This window comes from Aeromonas sp. PI_26, from assembly GCF_027854445.1.
GTDB classification, from domain to species: domain Bacteria; phylum Pseudomonadota; class Gammaproteobacteria; order Enterobacterales; family Aeromonadaceae; genus Aeromonas; species Aeromonas veronii.
On the sequence record NZ_JAJNOE010000030.1, the window covers coordinates 1 to 18,190 of the forward strand.

General features: G+C 55.1%; 16 protein-coding genes, 1 tRNA gene and 1 pseudogene. All 18 read right to left on the minus strand.

Annotated features, from left to right (window positions below; translation table 11 throughout):
• Positions 1-102: 102 nt before the first annotated feature.
• Complete coding sequence (fusA, locus tag LRL22_RS20210) at positions 103-2,208, minus strand: elongation factor G (RefSeq protein ID WP_270906240.1); 2,106 nt, start codon at positions 2,206-2,208, stop codon at positions 103-105.
• A 75-nt stretch (positions 2,209-2,283) separates the two neighbouring features.
• Positions 2,284-2,754: a 30S ribosomal protein S7 gene (gene rpsG, locus LRL22_RS20215; RefSeq protein WP_005339911.1), complete on the minus strand. Its 471-nt coding sequence runs from the start codon at positions 2,752-2,754 to the stop codon at positions 2,284-2,286.
• A gap of 93 nt (positions 2,755-2,847) precedes the next feature.
• On the minus strand, positions 2,848-3,222 hold the full coding sequence (rpsL, locus tag LRL22_RS20220; RefSeq protein WP_005306278.1) for a 30S ribosomal protein S12: 375 nt from the start codon (positions 3,220-3,222) through the stop codon (positions 2,848-2,850).
• Between the two features lie 182 nt (positions 3,223-3,404).
• On the minus strand, positions 3,405-3,683 hold the full coding sequence (gene tusB, locus LRL22_RS20225; RefSeq protein WP_042054812.1) for a sulfurtransferase complex subunit TusB: 279 nt from the start codon (positions 3,681-3,683) through the stop codon (positions 3,405-3,407).
• Between the two features lie 7 nt (positions 3,684-3,690).
• Entirely contained in the window at positions 3,691-4,050 is a 360-nt protein-coding gene (gene tusC / locus LRL22_RS20230; RefSeq protein ID WP_042054811.1) for a sulfurtransferase complex subunit TusC, read from the minus strand.
• Between the two features lie 8 nt (positions 4,051-4,058).
• The gene (tusD, locus tag LRL22_RS20235) at positions 4,059-4,451 is read right to left on the minus strand and encodes a sulfurtransferase complex subunit TusD (RefSeq protein ID WP_270906241.1); all 393 of its coding nucleotides are present in this window, start codon (positions 4,449-4,451) and stop codon (positions 4,059-4,061) included.
• A gap of 84 nt (positions 4,452-4,535) precedes the next feature.
• On the minus strand, positions 4,536-4,916 hold the full coding sequence (locus tag LRL22_RS20240; protein WP_227341805.1) for a RidA family protein: 381 nt from the start codon (positions 4,914-4,916) through the stop codon (positions 4,536-4,538).
• Positions 4,917-4,940: 24 nt separating this feature from the next.
• A complete protein-coding gene (locus tag LRL22_RS20245; RefSeq protein WP_005339902.1) occupies positions 4,941-5,657 on the minus strand; it encodes a helix-turn-helix transcriptional regulator in 717 nt (238 codons plus the stop codon).
• A gap of 194 nt (positions 5,658-5,851) precedes the next feature.
• Positions 5,852-10,156 (minus strand): DNA-directed RNA polymerase subunit beta', encoded by a 4,305-nt coding sequence (gene rpoC / locus LRL22_RS20250; RefSeq protein WP_270906242.1) that lies wholly within the window; start codon positions 10,154-10,156, stop codon positions 5,852-5,854.
• 91 nt (positions 10,157-10,247) lie between these two features.
• The gene (gene rpoB, locus LRL22_RS20255; RefSeq protein ID WP_005339897.1) at positions 10,248-14,276 is read right to left on the minus strand and encodes a DNA-directed RNA polymerase subunit beta; all 4,029 of its coding nucleotides are present in this window, start codon (positions 14,274-14,276) and stop codon (positions 10,248-10,250) included.
• Between the two features lie 224 nt (positions 14,277-14,500).
• Positions 14,501-14,866, minus strand: a complete 366-nt coding sequence (gene rplL / locus LRL22_RS20260) for a 50S ribosomal protein L7/L12 (protein WP_005306304.1) — start codon at positions 14,864-14,866, stop codon at positions 14,501-14,503.
• Positions 14,867-14,917: 51 nt separating this feature from the next.
• A complete protein-coding gene (gene rplJ, locus LRL22_RS20265; protein WP_005339895.1) occupies positions 14,918-15,418 on the minus strand; it encodes a 50S ribosomal protein L10 in 501 nt (166 codons plus the stop codon).
• 256 nt (positions 15,419-15,674) lie between these two features.
• The gene (rplA, locus tag LRL22_RS20270) at positions 15,675-16,376 is read right to left on the minus strand and encodes a 50S ribosomal protein L1 (protein ID WP_005339888.1); all 702 of its coding nucleotides are present in this window, start codon (positions 16,374-16,376) and stop codon (positions 15,675-15,677) included.
• 4 nt (positions 16,377-16,380) lie between these two features.
• Positions 16,381-16,809, minus strand: coding sequence for a 50S ribosomal protein L11 (rplK, locus tag LRL22_RS20275; protein WP_005339887.1), 429 nt, complete (start codon positions 16,807-16,809; stop codon positions 16,381-16,383).
• Between the two features lie 134 nt (positions 16,810-16,943).
• Positions 16,944-17,495, minus strand: coding sequence for a transcription termination/antitermination protein NusG (nusG, locus tag LRL22_RS20280; RefSeq protein ID WP_425292790.1), 552 nt, complete (start codon positions 17,493-17,495; stop codon positions 16,944-16,946).
• Between the two features lie 9 nt (positions 17,496-17,504).
• Positions 17,505-17,876 (minus strand): preprotein translocase subunit SecE, encoded by a 372-nt coding sequence (gene secE / locus LRL22_RS20285; protein ID WP_005306322.1) that lies wholly within the window; start codon positions 17,874-17,876, stop codon positions 17,505-17,507.
• Between the two features lie 60 nt (positions 17,877-17,936).
• Positions 17,937-18,013: transfer RNA gene (locus LRL22_RS20290), tRNA-Trp, on the minus strand.
• Positions 18,014-18,066: 53 nt separating this feature from the next.
• Positions 18,067-18,190 (minus strand): annotated as a pseudogene (gene tuf / locus LRL22_RS20295) (elongation factor Tu); the annotation flags it as partial.

Below are 18,190 nucleotides of genomic sequence, written 5' to 3' on the forward strand. Positions count from 1 at the left end.
GCCGACGTTTACGTGCGGTTTATTACGCTCAAATTTTTCTTTAGACACGACGTAGTCCTTCTAGGTTAAACCCGCCTACCGTCGTAGGCGGGGAATCTTAAATTACTTGGATTTGCGCTCTTCGATCACAGCCTGAGCAATGTTGTTCGGGGCATCAGCGTACTTACCGAATTCCATTGCGTAGGAGGCGCGCCCCTGAGTGGCAGAACGCAGGTCAGTGGCGTAACCGAACATCTCGGCCAACGGAACCATGGCACGAACAATCTTGCCAGACGGACCGTCTTCCATACCTTCGATCAGGCCGCGACGACGGTTCAGGTCACCGATAACGTCGCCCATGTAATCTTCCGGAGTTTCGACTTCTACTTTCATGATCGGTTCGAGCAGAACCGGGTTGGCCTTCATGAAGCCAGCCTTGAATGCCATGGAAGCAGCGATCTTGAACGCCAGTTCGGAAGAGTCGACATCGTGGTAAGAACCGAAGTGCAGACGCACGCCCAGATCCATAACCGGGTAACCAGCCAGCGGACCAGATTTGAGCTGCTCCTGGATACCTTTGTCAACGCCCGGGATGAATTCGCCAGGAATGACACCGCCTTTGATGTCGTTGACGAACTCGTAACCCTTGCCTTCTTCCAGCGGGTACATGTCGATCACAACGTGACCGTACTGACCACGACCACCAGACTGCTTGGCATGCTTGCCTTCGATGTCTTTAACGGTGGCGCGGATGGTTTCGCGGTAGGCAACCTGCGGCTTACCTACGTTGGCTTCAACCTTGAACTCGCGACGCATACGGTCAACGATGATGTCCAGGTGCAGCTCACCCATACCGGCGATGATGGTCTGGCCAGACTCTTCGTCAGTCCATACGCGGAAGGACGGGTCTTCCTGAGCCAGACGGCCCAGTGCCAGACCCATCTTCTCCTGGTCAGCCTTGGTTTTCGGCTCAACCGCGATGGAGATGACCGGCTCCGGGAATTCCATACGCTCGAGGATGATCGGCGCTTTTTCGTCACACAGGGTGTCACCAGTGGTCACGTCTTTCAGACCGATGGCAGCAGCGATGTCACCTGCGCGAACTTCTTTGATCTCTTCACGTTTGTTGGCGTGCATCTGAACGATACGGCCGAAACGCTCGCGCTTGTCCTTGACGGAGTTCAGCACGGAGTCACCGGAGTTAACAACACCGGAGTAGACGCGGAAGAAGGTCAGGTTACCAACGAACGGGTCGGTAGCGATCTTGAACGCCAGAGCAGAGAACGGCTCGTCATCAGAAGCATGACGCTCGTCTTTGGTCTCGCCGTCCATCTTCAGGCCGTCGATAGCAGCTACGTCGGTCGGAGCAGGCAGGTACTCAACAACCGCATCCAGCATTGCCTGTACGCCCTTGTTCTTGAACGCGGAGCCACAGGTTACCAGGATGATTTCGTTGTTCAGCACGCGCTGACGCAGAGCTTTCTTGATCTCTTCCTCGGTCAGCTCTTCGCCGCCCAGGTATTTTTCCATCAGGTCTTCAGACGCTTCAGCAGCGGCTTCAACCAGATTCATGCGCATTTCTTGCGCCTGTTCCAGCAGCTCGGCCGGCACATCTTCGTAGTCGAAGGTGACGCCCTGGTCAGCTTCGTTCCAGTTGATGGCCTTCATCTTGATCAGGTCAACAACACCCTTGAAGTTCTCTTCAGAGCCGATGTTCAGCTGAAGCGGAACCGGGTTGCCTTTCAGACGGGTCTTGATGTGCTCAACACAACGCAGGAAGTTGGCACCGGTACGGTCCATCTTGTTGACGAACGCGATACGGGGAACCTTGTACTTGTTAGCCTGACGCCATACGGTTTCAGACTGTGGCTGTACGCCACCTACGGCACAGTAAACCATCACGGCACCGTCCAGAACACGCATGGAGCGCTCTACTTCGATAGTAAAGTCAACGTGGCCGGGGGTATCGATGATGTTGATACGGTGCGGTTGGAACTGTTTACCCATACCGGACCAGAAAGCAGTGGTCGCGGCTGAGGTGATGGTGATACCACGCTCTTGTTCCTGTTCCATCCAGTCCATGGTGGCAGCGCCATCGTGAACTTCACCGATTTTGTGGCTTACACCGGTGTAAAACAGTACACGCTCGGTAGTAGTAGTCTTACCGGCGTCAATGTGAGCGGAGATACCGATGTTACGATAACGCTCAATGGGGGTTGTACGAGCCATTGTCATCCTCTTACTAAGGCGCTTGTCCCTAGATAATTAAAGGTGCGCAGAGTCAGAAGACCCTGCGCAAGCGGATTACCAGCGGAAGTGAGCGAAGGCTTTGTTCGCTTCAGCCATACGGTGAACGTCTTCACGTTTCTTGACAGACGAACCCTTATTGTCAGCGGCATCCAGCAGCTCGCCAGCCAGACGCTGAGCCATTGATTTTTCACCACGTTTACGAGCGGCATCAACCAACCAGCGCATTGCCAGGGCATTGCGACGCACCGGACGAACTTCTACCGGCACCTGATAGGTTGCACCACCGACGCGACGAGATTTAACCTCGACCGCCGGACGAATGTTATCCAGAGCTTCTTCGAATACGGCCAGGTGCTCTTTGCCAGATTTGGTGGCAATGATGTCCAGGGCGCCATAAACAATGGCTTCTGCAACAGATTTCTTACCGTCAACCATTACTACGTTGACAAATTTAGCCAGCAGCTCTGATCCGAACTTGGGATCTGGCAGGATTTTACGCTGACCAACAACACGACGTCTTGGCATTTCAAATTCTCCGTAACTTCAGGGATTACCCAAAACTAGAAAGCTATCTAACTAGAAACGAATTAACGTTTGGCCTTACTTAACGGAGAACCATTAAGCTTTAGGACGCTTCACGCCATACTTGGAGCGAGCCTGCTTACGGTCTTTAACACCGGCACAGTCCAACGCACCACGAACGGTGTGATAACGAACACCTGGCAAGTCTTTTACACGACCGCCACGGATCAGAACAACAGAGTGCTCTTGCAGGTTGTGACCTTCACCACCGATGTAGGAGGTGACTTCGAAGCCGTTGGTCAGACGTACACGGCACACTTTACGCAGTGCAGAGTTAGGCTTCTTCGGGGTGGTGGTATATACACGAGTGCATACGCCACGCTTCTGAGGGCACGCTTCCAGCGCCGGCACGTTGCTTTTCACAACGAGCTTGATGCGTGGCTTGCGAACCAACTGGTTAATAGTTGCCATCAAAAGGCTCCTGATAATGACTTCATAAACGTGTGGAAAATCCTCCCCGCAGATACGGGGACGCGAAATTTTATGCCCTGTTGTCTGGGGAGTCAAGATTTATACAATTTGCGTCACAAAAGGGCAATTCGGATCCGTTTGATTTCACAACATCACCTTGAATTTTCTTGAAAATATGCTTCTCAGCCACCCCAGGTGCGCGGAGAACCTTTTTGCGCAATCAGTGCCACCAGACCCGCCATATCGAGCACATTGCCCACCCGATGCTGCAAACCGCGAGCTTGCAGATCTTCCTGCATCACATAAAGCGGGATACCCGCCAGCCGCGCGCTCCACTGGGGAGCCGATGCCGCAATCACGGCATCCTGCATCAGTACCAGCTCATCCTCGGGCTGAAGATATGAGAGCGCCTCTGCCAGAGCCTGAGTCTGAAAGGGAGAGTTCAATATCAGATGCAACATGGAGACCTCAAAAGCTGATGTGAGTCGAACATTGTGCCCAGCGCCGAGCCAGTTCCTGGCGCGGCAAACTCTCGACGGGGATCAGCAGATCATCCACTGTCACGCCACGCTCTGCCAGCGAGTCAGCACAAACATAGACCTCTTCGATGTCGTAGAGTTCCAGCATTTTGAAGGTGGGCGCGTAGTGGCGTTGAAAAATGGCGGCTGGCTGCTGCTCCTTGAGCAGTTGCAGCACGCCGTCCCCAATCAGGAAGAGGGCCAGCTCATCGGTCATGGCCGAGGTGGCCAACATGGCATCCAACCCTTCCCGACCGGCGGCATGGCCATGGGGGCCACGACTGCAGATAAAGGCAATTTTCTTGCTCATGACTCCCCCTAGAACTGAACCAGCCGATCGGCGGTGAGCGCCGCCTCGGCCAACTGGCCCAGACCGCTCAGGCAAAATGGCGCTTGCAGATTGAAGTGCTCCAGCCCTGCCCCCTTGGCTTCCTGTTCATCGAGCACACCGCGCCGCATGGCGGCGGCGACACAGACGTCGATACCGATCCCCTGCTCTTCCGCCAGCTCTCGCCACAGACGCACCAGGTCAGTCTCATCGGATGCAGGCAGATGCAAACCGTTGCCGTTGCAGACCCCGTCCTGATAGAAGAACAGGTGGGACAAGGTATGCCCCTGTGCCAACAAGGTGCGGGCAAAACGATAGGCGGTGCTGGCCGACTGGGTGCCATAGGCAGGCCCCGTGACCAGGATGGCAAAACTCAGACTCATAGCAGGACTCCTGTGCTGACCCGGTCCATTTTACGCCAAAAACAAAAAAGCCCCTGCCAGGAGGGGCTTGATTCGATCTGTTGATCAGAGATGGGCAATCGCCTCGACCTCGACCAGCACATCTTTCGGCAGACGGGCCACCTCTACGCAGGAGCGAGCTGGCGCCGCATCGCCAAAGTAACGGGCATAGACCTGATTGAAGGCAACGAAGTTGTTCATGTCGCTCAGGAAGCAGGTGGTTTTGACCACTTTGCTGGCATCGGCACCCGCAGCGTGCAACACGGCAATCAGATTCTTCATCACCCGCTCGGCCTGCTCTTCAATGCCGCCAGCCACGATTTCCATGGTGGCAGGATCGAGCGGGATCTGCCCGGAGGTGAAGATCATCTCGCCAACCTTGGTAGCCTGAACATACGGACCAATCGCGGCAGGCGCCTTGTCGGTTGCAATCACTTCTTTAGCCATTCATCTATCCCCTTCTGGAATGAGTTACTCGTTCTCGTCTTCACCCTGCTTGCGCTGTCGGATGTAAAGATAAACGGTATGTTTTGAAATATTGAGTTTGTCCGCCACCAGATTGATCGAATCCTTGATGTCGAAAATGCCCTTCTCGAACAGCTGGGTCACGATGAAGCGATTCTTGGCATTGTTGGCCACGGTGGGATCGCGATTGATCTCGTCGATGGTGTTATCCACCGTCTGGGCAACCAGCTCTTCCACACTGTTGGCGAAGGTCTCTGGTGACTGACGCGCCGCCTGCTGGGGCGTCGGGAAAAATTCGGCCACGAACTCGTGGAAAGGCGCATTGATGTGCAGGTTGATGCAGATAAGCCCCACTACTTGCCGCTCGCTGTTGCGAATGGCGATGGTGCTCGACTTCATCAGCGCGCCGGTACGGCTGCGAGCGAAATAGCTCTGGGTGTAATCCTGGCCGGTGCTCTCGATGTCCTTGAGCATGCGCAGGGCGAGATCGGTGATGGGCGCCCCGAGGGTGCGTCCGGTATTGAAGCCGTTGGCGATCTTGATCACCGACTCGTGCAGATTTTCCAGGGAGTGGAGTACCACTTCACAATGCTTGCCGAACAGCTCGGCCAAGCCATCGATGAGCCCATCGTATGAGCGCAACAATTCCCTGTCTTCATCTGTAAAAGTGCGGCTGATCAGCTGTTCTTCGGGAAGCATGGCTTCCTCGATACCGACAGTCATGTTCTACCCCTGTAATAACCATTCAACTTTCCCGAGTTTTAAATTGCAGGGGAGTAAAGTCAACTTTTTTTGATTTTTTACTCTACAACTTTGCTCTGGATCATCCTGAAACCCGCGCTGCGTCTACCTTTGCCGAGGAATTGGCCAACAAAAAGGGCTCCTTGAAGGAGCCCTTTTCAATCACGGATGACGAGTTACTCTTCGTCGAAGCTACCGGCTGCGTTCAGCAGATCCGCCAGGTTCTGCTCTGCTTCATCAGCGGTCACCTGCGGGGTACCAACAGCACGAGCTGCGGCAGCACGCTGGTTGATCCGGCTATGGTGGTAGGCAAAGCCGGTACCAGCCGGGATCAGACGACCCACGATGACGTTCTCTTTCAGGCCACGCAGTTCGTCACGCTTGCCACCAACGGCGGCTTCGGTCAGAACGCGAGTGGTTTCCTGGAAGGAAGCCGCGGAGATGAAGGACTCGGTGCTCAGAGATGCCTTGGTAATACCCATCAGTACATGACGGTAGGTCGCAGGGGTCTTGCCCTCGGCAACCAGCTTACGGTTGGCAATCTTCACACGAGCAACTTCAACCTGTTCGCCTTCGATCAGATCGGTATCGCCAGCGCTCAGGATCTCGCACTTGCGCAGCATCTGACGAACGATGACTTCGATGTGCTTGTCGTTGATCTTAACGCCTTGCAGACGGTAAACGTCCTGCACTTCGTTGGCGATGTAGTTGGCGACCGGGCTGATACCGCGCAGACGCAGGATGTCGTGAGCAGACTCAGGACCGTCCGCCAGCACTTCACCCTTCTCAACTTTTTCACCTTCGAACACGTTCAGGTTACGCCACTTCGGAATCATCTCTTCGTAGACGTTGCCACCATCGGTCGGGGTGATGACCAGACGGCGTTTGCCCTTGGTCTCTTTCCCGAAGGAGATGGTACCGGAGATCTCGGCCAGAATTGCCGGTTCCTTCGGTTGACGTGCTTCGAACAGATCCGCAACGCGCGGCAGACCACCGGTGATGTCCTTGGTACCGCCGGACTCTTGCGGGATACGCGCTACCGCGTCACCCACGCCCACGTTGGCACCATCTTCCAGGTTCACGATCGCCTTGCCCGGCAGGAAGTACTGGGCGGCGACATCGGTACCCGGGATCATCACGTCTTTGCCGTTCAGGTCGACCAGTTTAACGGTCGGACGCATCTCTTTACCGGCGCTCGGACGCTCGTTGACGTCCAGAACAACGATAGAAGAGAGACCGGTCAGCTCGTCGGTCTGACGAGTGATGGTCACACCATCGATCATGTGTTCGAACTGCAGGCGACCTGCCACTTCGGTGATGATCGGGTGGGTGTGCGGATCCCAATTGGCAACGGTCTCGCCAGCACTCACGGCCTGGCCGTCCTTCACTTCCAGCACAGAACCGTAAGGCAGCTTGTGGCTCTCCTTGGTACGGCCCATGTCGTCCATGATGGTCAGTTCGGTAGAACGTGAGGTGATAACCAGTTTGTCATCGCTGTTGTGAACGAACTTGGCGTTCTGCAGCTTGATGGTACCTGTGTTCTTGACCTGGATGCTGCTTTCAGCAGCGGCACGAGATGCAGCACCACCGATGTGGAACGTACGCATCGTCAGCTGGGTACCCGGTTCACCGATGGACTGGGCGGCGATAACACCGACAGCCTCACCCTTGTTAACCAGGTGACCACGGGCCAGATCACGGCCGTAGCAGTGAGCACAGTTACCGAAGTCGGTTTCACAGGTGATGGCAGAACGTACCTTCACACGGTCAACGGAGTTGCGTTCCAGCAGGTCACACAGTTGCTCGTCGAGCAGGGTGTTGCGAGCAACCAGGATCTCGTCCTCGGTACCCGGCTTGATGACATCTTCTGCCACCACACGACCCAGCACGCGCTCACGCAGCGGCTCGACCACGTCGCCACCCTCGATCAGCGGAGTCATCCACAGACCGTCGGTAGTGCCGCAATCGTCCTCGGTGATCACCATGTCCTGCGCCACGTCTACCAGACGACGAGTCAGGTAACCGGAGTTCGCAGTCTTCAGTGCAGTATCCGCCAGACCCTTACGAGCACCGTGGGTAGAGATAAAGTACTGCAGTACGTTCAGACCTTCGCGGAAGTTCGCGATGATCGGGGTCTCGATGATGGAGCCATCCGGCTTGGCCATCAGGCCACGCATACCGGCCAGCTGACGGATCTGGGCGGCGGAACCACGCGCACCAGAGTCGGCCATCATAAAGATGCTGTTGAACGAGGCCTGCTCTTCTTCTTCACCCAGCGAGTTGACGTTACGCTCTTTGGACAAGTTCTCCATCATGGCCTTGGAGACGCGCTCGTTGGCGCTGGCCCAGATATCGATAACCTTGTTGTAACGTTCGCCCGCAGTTACCAGACCTGACAGGAACTGGTCCTGGATCTCGGCAACTTCGGCTTCGGCAGACGCGATGATGTCTTTCTTGGCATCCGGGATGACCATGTCATCGATACCAACGGAAGCACCGGACAGCGCCGCGTAGTGGAAACCGGTATACATCAGCTGGTCAGCGAAGATAACGGTGTCCTTCAGCCCCTGCTTGCGATAGCAGGTGTTCAGCAGACGGGAGATGAGCTTTTTGCCCAGCGCCTTGTTGGATACGCATTTGATCCAGTTCTGCGGATTGGCTTCCAGATCGGCCTGCTCGGCAGCAGTCAGCACCTTCGGCTCGTCGATCAGGGCGTATTCCATACCTTTCGGCAGGATCAGGCTCAGGATCGCACGACCAACGGTGGTGTTCTTCATCTCGGTCTTGGCAACCAGCTCACCGTCTTCGTTCTTCACGTACTCGGTGATGCGGCACTTGACGCGAGCATGCAGGTCGGCCAGACCAGCACGGTACACTTTCTCGGCCTCTTTCGGGCCGGACAGCACCATACCTTCACCCTTCGCATTGATGCGGGCGCGGGTCATGTAGTACAGACCCAAGACCACGTCCTGAGAAGGAACGATGATCGGCTCACCGGAGGCTGGCGACAGGATGTTGTTGGTAGACATCATCAGCGCACGCGCTTCCAGCTGGGCTTCCAGGGTCAGCGGTACGTGAACCGCCATCTGGTCACCATCGAAGTCCGCGTTATACGCAGCACAAACGAGCGGGTGCAGCTGGATTGCCTTGCCTTCGACCAGAGTCGGTTCGAATGCCTGGATACCCAGACGGTGCAGAGTCGGTGCACGGTTCAGCAGAACCGGATGTTCGCGGATAACTTCGTCCAGGATATCCCAAACGACAGCTTCTTCGCGCTCCACCATCTTCTTGGCGGCCTTGATAGTGGTCGCCAGACCGCGGGTTTCCAGCTTGCCATAGATGAACGGCTTGAACAGTTCCAGCGCCATCTTCTTCGGCAGACCGCACTGATGCAGACGCAGAGTCGGGCCTACGGTGATAACGGAACGACCGGAGTAGTCGACACGCTTACCGAGCAGGTTCTGACGGAAACGACCCTGCTTACCCTTGATCATGTCGGCCAGGGATTTCAGCGGGCGCTTGTTGGAACCGGTGATGGCACGACCGCGACGGCCGTTATCCAGCAGCGCATCGACGGACTCTTGCAGCATACGCTTTTCGTTGCGCACGATGATGTCCGGAGCCGCCAGATCCAGCAGACGCTTCAAGCGGTTGTTACGGTTGATCACGCGACGGTACAGATCGTTCAGATCGGAAGTCGCGAAACGACCGCCGTCCAGCGGTACCAGCGGACGCAGGTCCGGCGGCAGCACGGGCAGCACTGTCATGATCATCCACTCCGGCTTGTTGCCGGACTGCAGGAAAGCTTCCATCAGCTTCAGACGCTTGGTGGTCTTCTTGCGTTTGGTCTCGGAGTTGGTCTGATCCAGCTCCTCACGCATCGCTTTGACTTCACCTTCCAGATCGATGGCGCGCAGCAATGCCAGGATTGCTTCGGCACCCATCTTGGCGTCAAATTCGTCGCCCCACTCTTCCAGCGCATCCAGGTACTGCTCTTCAGAGAGCATCTGGCTGCGTTCGAGGTTGGTCATGCCCGGCTCGATAACTACGAAAGATTCGAAGTAGAGCACGCGTTCGATGTCGCGCAGGGTCATGTCCAGCAGCAGGCCGATACGGGACGGTAGGGACTTCAGGAACCAGATGTGGGCAGTCGGGCTGGCCAGCTCGATGTGGCCCATACGCTCACGACGGACCTTGGTCTGGGTCACTTCAACGCCGCACTTCTCACAGATCACACCACGGTGTTTCAGGCGCTTGTACTTGCCGCACAGACACTCGTAGTCCTTCACCGGTCCGAAGATACGGGCGCAGAACAGACCATCACGCTCCGGCTTGAAAGTCCGGTAGTTGATGGTCTCAGGCTTTTTGACCTCACCGAATGACCAGGAGCGGATCATGTCAGGAGAGGCCAGACCGATCTTGATGCTGTCAAACTCTTCGGTCTTGGTCTGAGCCTTCAAAAACTTGAGTAAGTCTTTCACGTGTTTCCCCTGTCAGGAGTCTAACCTCGGCGCCCCGGCTGCCAAAACAGCGGGGCGCCCACGTCAATTCTCGAACAATAAGAGCGAGCTCTTACTCTTCGTCCAGCTCGATGTTGATACCCAGAGAGCGGATTTCCTTCAGCAATACGTTGAAGGATTCGGGCATGCCCGGCTCCATACGGTGGTCGCCATCCACGATGTTCTTGTACATCTTGGTACGGCCATTCACATCGTCAGACTTGACGGTCAGCATCTCCTGCAGGGTATATGCCGCACCGTAAGCCTCCAGGGCCCACACTTCCATCTCACCGAAACGCTGACCACCGAACTGAGCCTTACCACCCAGCGGCTGCTGGGTAACCAGGCTATAAGAACCGGTAGAACGCGCGTGCATCTTGTCGTCGACCAGGTGGTTCAGCTTGAGCATGTACATGTAACCAACGGTTACTTTACGCTCGAAGCGGTTACCGGTACGGCCGTCGAACAGATCAATCTGACCGGATTCCGGCAGATCGGCCAGCTTCAGCAGGGCTTTGATTTCGCGCTCTTTGGCACCATCAAACACTGGAGTAGCAACCGGCAGACCCTTACGCAGGTTACCCACCAGGGTACGTACGTCGTCGTCAGACAGTTCGGCGATGTTCACTTGCTGGGTGTCCTTCTCGCCCAGGTCATAGACCTGTTGCAGGAAGTTGCGCATCTCGTGCAGCTCGCGCTGCTCTTTGACCATGCGATCGATCTTCTCGCCGATACCCTTGGCCGCAAGGCCCAGGTGCACTTCGAGGATCTGACCGATGTTCATACGGGATGGTACGCCCAACGGGTTCAGTACGATGTCGACCGGACGGCCGAACTCGTCATGAGGCATATCCTCGACCGGACAGATCTTGGAGATAACACCCTTGTTACCGTGACGGCCCGCCATCTTGTCACCCGGCTGGATGCGACGCTTGACTGCCAGATAAACCTTGACGATTTTCAGTACGCCCGGCGCCAGATCATCACCCTGGATAATCTTGCGACGCTTGTTCTCGAATTTCTTGTCGAACTCGGCTTTCAGCTCAACGTGCTGTTCAGCGATCTGTTCCAGTTCGGTCTGCTTGCCTTCGTCTTCGATGGCCAGTTCAAACCACTTGGAGCGATCGAGCTTGTTCAGACGATCTTCGCTGTAACCGGCGGCCAGCAGCAGGTTGCGGGAGCGGCCGAAAATGCCGTCTTCCAGGATCTTGAACTCTTCGGTCAAGTCCTTCTTCGCTTCCTTCAGCTGCATCTCTTCGATTTCTTTGGCGCGCTTGTCTTTTTCCACGCCATCGCGGGTAAAGACTTGCACGTCAACCACGGTACCGTACACACCGTTCGGTACACGCAGGGAGGAGTCCTTCACATCGGACGCCTTCTCACCGAAGATGGCGCGCAGCAGCTTCTCTTCCGGCGTCAGCTGGGTTTCACCTTTTGGGGTTACCTTACCGACCAGAATGTCGCCGCCCTTCACTTCGGCACCCACGTAGACGATACCGGACTCGTCCAGCTTGGACAGAGCGGCTTCACCCACGTTCGGGATGTCAGCAGTGATCTCTTCCGGACCCAGCTTGGTGTCACGGGAGATACAGGCCAGTTCCTGGATATGGATGGTGGTCAGGCGATCTTCCTGAACAACACGCTCGTTCACCAGGATCGAGTCTTCGAAGTTGTAACCGTTCCACGGCATGAACGCGACGCGCATGTTCTGACCCAGCGCCAGTTCACCTAGGTCGGTGGACGGGCCGTCAGCCAGTACGTCGCCAGCCATGACCGGCTCACCCAACATCACGCAAGGACGTTGGTTGATACAGGTGTTCTGGTTGGAACGGGTGTATTTGGTCAGATTGTAGATGTCGATACCGGCTTCGCCTGGCATCAGCTCATCTTCATTGACCTTCAGGACGATACGGGAGGCATCGACATAGTCGATTACGCCGCCACGCTTGGCTACTACGGTTACACCGGAGTCAACGGCCACAGCGCGTTCCATACCGGTACCTACCAGCGGCTTGTCAGCACGCAGAGTCGGTACAGCCTGACGTTGCATGTTTGAACCCATCAATGCGCGGTTCGCGTCATCGTGTTCCAGGAACGGGATCAGAGCCGCTGCCACAGATACGATCTGCTGCGGGCTCACGTCCATATACTGGATCTGGTCGGCGTTCATAAAGGTGGATTCACCTTTGTGACGGCACGGGATCAATTCATCTTTCAGACGGCCATCTTCGGTGGTCGCGGCATTAGCCTGTGCGATCACGTACTTGCCTTCTTCAATAGCAGACAGGTAGTCCACTTCGTCGGTGATCACACCGTCAATGACCTTACGGTACGGGGTCTCGAGGAAACCGTACTCGTTGGTACGAGAGTACACGGACAGAGAGTTGATCAGACCGATGTTCGGACCTTCAGGAGTCTCGATAGGGCACAGACGACCGTAGTGAGTCGGGTGTACGTCTCGGACTTCAAAGCCGGCACGCTCACGAGTCAAACCGCCCGGGCCCAGCGCGGAGATACGACGCTTGTGGGTCACTTCGGAGAGCGGGTTGTTCTGGTCCATAAACTGGGACAGCTGGCTGGAACCAAAGAACTCTTTGACTGCGGCGGAGATCGGCTTGGCGTTGATCAGATCCTGCGGCATCAGAGTGTCCAGATCGCCCAGGGAGAGACGCTCCTTGACCGCACGCTCGACACGCACCAGGCCGACGCGGAACTGGTTTTCAGCCATTTCACCGACAGAACGGATACGACGGTTACCCAAGTGGTCGATATCGTCCACTTCGTCGTTACCGTTACGGATGTCGATCAGGCGCTTCATCACATCGACGATGTCGTCTTTGGTCAGTACACCCGCGCCAGTCTCGTCTTCACGACCCAGACGGCGGTTGAACTTCATCCGACCTACGGTAGACAGGTCGTAACGCTCGGCGGAGAAGAACAGGTTTTCGAACAGCTGTTCTGCAGCTTCGCGAGTAGGCGGCTCGCCCGGACGCATCATGCGATAGATCTCGACCAGCGCTTCCAAACGGTTGGAGCTGGAGTCGACACGCAGGGTCTCGGACATGTAAGCACCGTGATCCAGTTCGTTGGTGAACAGAACCTCGAAATGCTTGAAGCCGGCCTGGGACAGGTTGGCGATCGCTTCCAGGCTCAGCGCCTGGTTGGCGGTCACGACCATCTCGCCAGTTTGCGGATGTGCGTAGTCCTTGGCAGCAACTTTGCCAACAACATACTCAACCGGTACCTCAATCTGGGTAACGGCATCTTTTTCCAACTGACGAATGTGACGCGCAGTCACACGACGACCGGTCTCAACTACCACGGCGCCATTGGCCACGATGTCAAAGGTCGCAGTTTCACCACGCAGACGCTCCGGCACCAGATCCATCATCAACTTGCCATCTTTTACTTCAAAACCGATGGTCTCGAAGAAGGTGGCCAGGATTTGTTCGGAAGTGAAGTCCAGGGCGCGCAGAATAATGGATGCTGGCAGTTTGCGACGACGGTCGATACGGACAAACAGGTTGTCTTTCGCATCGAACTCGAAGTCCAGCCAGGAGCCACGGTAGGGGATAACGCGAGCGTTATACAGTACCTTACCGGATGAATGAGTTTTGCCTTTATCGTGGTCGAAGAAGACGCCCGGGCTGCGGTGCAGCTGGGAGACGATAACCCGCTCGGTACCATTGATAACAAAGGTGCCGTTCTCGGTCATGAGCGGAATTTCGCCCATGTATACTTCTTGTTCCTTGATGTCTTTGACGGTGCCGGCAGCTGCTTCACGGTCGTACAGAACCATACGAAGCTTGACACGCAGCGGCGCGGAGTAGGTCACTCCACGGATCTGGCATTCTTTTACGTCAAATACCGGCTCACCCAGGCGATAGCTGACATACTGAAGCTCAGCACTACCGGAGTAACTGGTGATCGGGAAAACGCTACGGAAAGCGGCCTCTAGGCCATATTCACCTTCCGGGTCAGCCTCGATGAACTGCTTGAAGGAGTCCAGCTGAATGGACAACAGATAAGGCGTGTCCAGTACCTGGTCTCGCTTACCGAAGTCCTTACGAATGCGTTTTTTTTCGGTATAAGAGTAAACCATAGGGTTCCTCAGCTCGCTGATAAGTGACCCACTCTGTCCCGCGGGACAGCTCTGTCTCAACACCGTTTTGTGTTGGCCCGGACGAAAGAAGACAGTCCGGATTGCTGGTGCACCGAGAGTCGTAAACGGTGTGAAATGCTCTCAGTCTACAGCGCAAAAAGGCTGGTGAACAAAAATTCACCAGCCCTAGCCTGTTTTATCAGGCTAATCTACATAAATGCAGATTATTTGATCTCAACAGAAGCACCGGCAGCTTCCAGCTCTTTCTTCAGAGCTTCAGCTTCGTCCTTGGACACGCCTTCCTTCAGGTTAGCCGGAGCAGCTTCTACCAGATCTTTGGCTTCTTTCAGGCCCAGACCGGTAGCGCCACGAACGGCTTTGATAACGGCAACTTTGTTGGCGCCAGCAGCAGTCAGAACTACGTCGAACTCGGTCTTCTCTTCTACTGCTTCAGCAGCAGCCGGGCCAGCCATTACGGCAGCAGCGGCAGAAACACCGAACTTCTCTTCCATAGCTTCGATCAGCTCAACAACTTCCATTACGGACATGGAAGCAACGGCTTCGATGATTTGGTCTTTAGTGATAGACATGACAAAAATTCCTGATGTTGAATAAACTCAAACAGCCTAAATAGGCGAGAATCAAGCAGCAGCTTGTTTCTGGTCGCGAACAGCAGCGATAGTACGAACCAGCTTGCCAGCAGAGGCTTCTTTCATAGTCGCCATCAACTTCGCAATTGCTTCTTCGTAAGTCGGCAGCGTGGCCAGACGATCAATTTGTGCTGCGGCGATAAACTCACCGTTAAAAGCGCCAGCCTTGATTTCGAACTTTTGGTTCGCTTTGGCAAACTCTTTGAACAGACGAGCAGCAGCGCCCGGGTGTTCGTTAGAGAAAGCAATCAAGGTAGGACCGGTAAATGCGTCGTTCAGGCACTCGTATTCGGTACCTTCTACCGCGCGACGCAGCAGGGTGTTACGCACAACGCGCATGTACACACCGGCTTCACGAGCGGTTTTACGCAGGACGGTCATCTTGTCTACAGTTACACCGCGAGAATCGGCAACAACTGCAGAAAGAGCGCCTTTGGCAGCTTCGTTGACTTCAGCAACAATTGCCTTTTTGTCTTCGAGTCCCAATGCCATTGGCTTAACTCCTGGATTGAATCCGGGTCTATTGACCCAGTACTGACACATCCCCCCTACCTTTACAACAGAGGGGAACGATGCGGTAGCAGGATTCCAGAAGAGAAAGAATCTTTCTCGCTGGGTTTCCGGCACCGTCTACGCAGGAAACATTAAGGCTTTGCAGCCTCCTGCGGTCTTGGACGGAGGTCGAAACCCCCAACCAATCAAGGCGCAAAATTATAGATTAAATTTTGCGCCTTGTAAAACCCATCAATTAGGCCTGAGCTTCCAGAGAAGCTTGGTCTACGGCAACACCGGCACCCATGGTGGTGGAGATGCTGACTTTCTTGATGAATTGACCTTTGGCGGAAGAGGGCTTGCCTTTTTTCAGGGCAACCAGCAGAGCTTCCAAGTTTTCTTTCAGCTGAACTTCGTTGAAAGAAACCTTACCCAGAGTGGTATGGATGATACCATTCTTGTCATTACGGTAACGAACCTGACCAGCCTTGGCGTTCTTGACAGCTTCGGCAACGTTAGGAGTTACAGTACCAACTTTCGGGTTCGGCATCAGGCCGCGCGGGCCCAGGATTTGACCCAGTTGACCAACAACGCGCATTGCATCCGGGGATGCGATAACTACGTCGAAGTTCATCTCGCCTTTCTTAACCAGATCGGCCAGGTCATCCATACCTACCAGGTCAGCACCGGCAGCTTTTGCTGCTTCGGCGTTGGCACCTTGAGTAAATACGGCAACGCGTACATCACGACCGGTACCGTGCGGCAGTACAGTAGCACCACGTACGTTCTGGTCAGATTTACGAGCGTCGATACCCAGGTTGACAGCAACGTCAACGCTTTCAACGAACTTGGCGGTAGCCAGTTCTTTCAGCAGGGCAATGGCTTCGTTGATGGAGTACTCTTTGGTACCGTCAACTTTTTCGCGAATAACGCGCATACGCTTGGAAAGTTTAGCCATTGTCTTAATCCTCCACTACCAGACCCATGGAACGAGCGGAGCCTGCGATGCAACGTACTTTTGCATCCAAATCGGCACCAGTCATATCCGGCTCTTTGGTCTTGGCGATTTCTTGCAGCTGAGCAACGGTCACCTTACCAACCTTGTCTTTGTTCGGCTTGGAAGAACCAGACTTGATGCCAGCAGCTTTCTTCAGCAGGAAGGAAGCAGGCGGAGTCTTGGTTTCGAAGGTGAAGGAACGGTCGCTGTAAACGGTGATCACGACCGGAGTCGGTGAACCTTTTTCCAGCTTCTCTGTACGAGCGTTGAACGCCTTACAGAATTCCATGATGTTAACACCGTGTTGACCCAGTGCAGGACCAACGGGAGGAGACGGGTTGGCTGCACCAGCAGCAACCTGCAGCTTGATATAAGCTGTGACTTTCTTAGCCATTAGGAAAATACCTCAAAAATGGGTTCTAGCGCCTCGGAGACTTGCTCCTGCAAACGGCTCCCCAACTAATAAAGGGGCAGCGAATTATAGAGATATTCGCTACCCCTGACAACCGTTAAACGTACAGAATTCAATCAGCCTTTTTCGACCTGACCAAAATCCAGTTCAACAGGAGTAGAACGACCGAAGATCAGTACAGAGACCTTCACGCGGCTCTTCTCATAATCTACCTCTTCAACGGTACCGTTGAAGTCGGCAAACGGACCATCGGCAACCCGCACCATTTCACCCGGTTCAAACAGGGTTTTCGGACGCGGCTTGTCCTGGGCATCCTGCAGACGGTTCAGGATGGCATCGGCCTCTTTGTCGGAGATCGGTGCCGGACGGTCGGAAGTACCGCCGATGAAGCCCATGACACGCGGTACGTTACGCACCAGGTGCCATGTGGTTTCATCCATGATCATCTGGACCAGGACATAACCCGGGAAAAACTTGCGCTCACTCTTGCGCTTCTGGCCAGCACGCATCTCGACCACTTCTTCGGTCGGGACCAGTACTTCACCGAACATGTCTTCCATGCCATGCATCTTGATATGTTCGCGCAGGGACTTGGCTACACGGCCTTCATAGCCGGAAAAAGCCTGCACGACATACCATCTCATACGCTGTTCACGTTGTTCAGTCATGGCTTATCCTTACACACCGGTAATCAGGTTGACCAACCAGACCAAGGCACCGTCCAGAACGAACAGCAGCAGCCCCATCACGGCGGTCACCGCCAGCACAATCAGGGTTGTCTGAATGGCTTCCTGACGGGTCGGCCATACGACCTTGCGGACTTCCAGGCGAGACTCACGGGCGAATGCCAGTGTTGCCTTTCCCTTGGTGGTTTGCAGGGCTACTGCACCGGCAGCAGCAATGACAACGACCACACCCAGGGCGCGGACGGCAGCGACAACATCGTTGAGCAGGTAATTACCCACTACAGCGGCCGCCAGGATAATGAAAACCAGGCCCCAAAGCAGGGTATCCTTGCTTCCGCCCTGGCTCTCAGAACTAACACTCATACAACCCACCTGTATCTGACGTAACCAAAGACACAAAAGCCCCGTACGAGACGAGGTATATGGCAGGGGCGGCAGGACTCGAACCCGCAACCATCGGTTTTGGAGACCGCTGTTCTACCAATTCGAACTACGCCCCTGCATAAGAAAGCCCCTATTATAGGGGCTTTGCTTTATTTATGTAAGCCAAAGATTAAGCGATAACTTTAGCTACAACACCAGCACCTACGGTACGGCCACCTTCACGGATAGCGAAACGCAGGCCGTCGTCCATCGCGATCGGCGCAATCAGGGTAACAACCATCTTGATGTTGTCG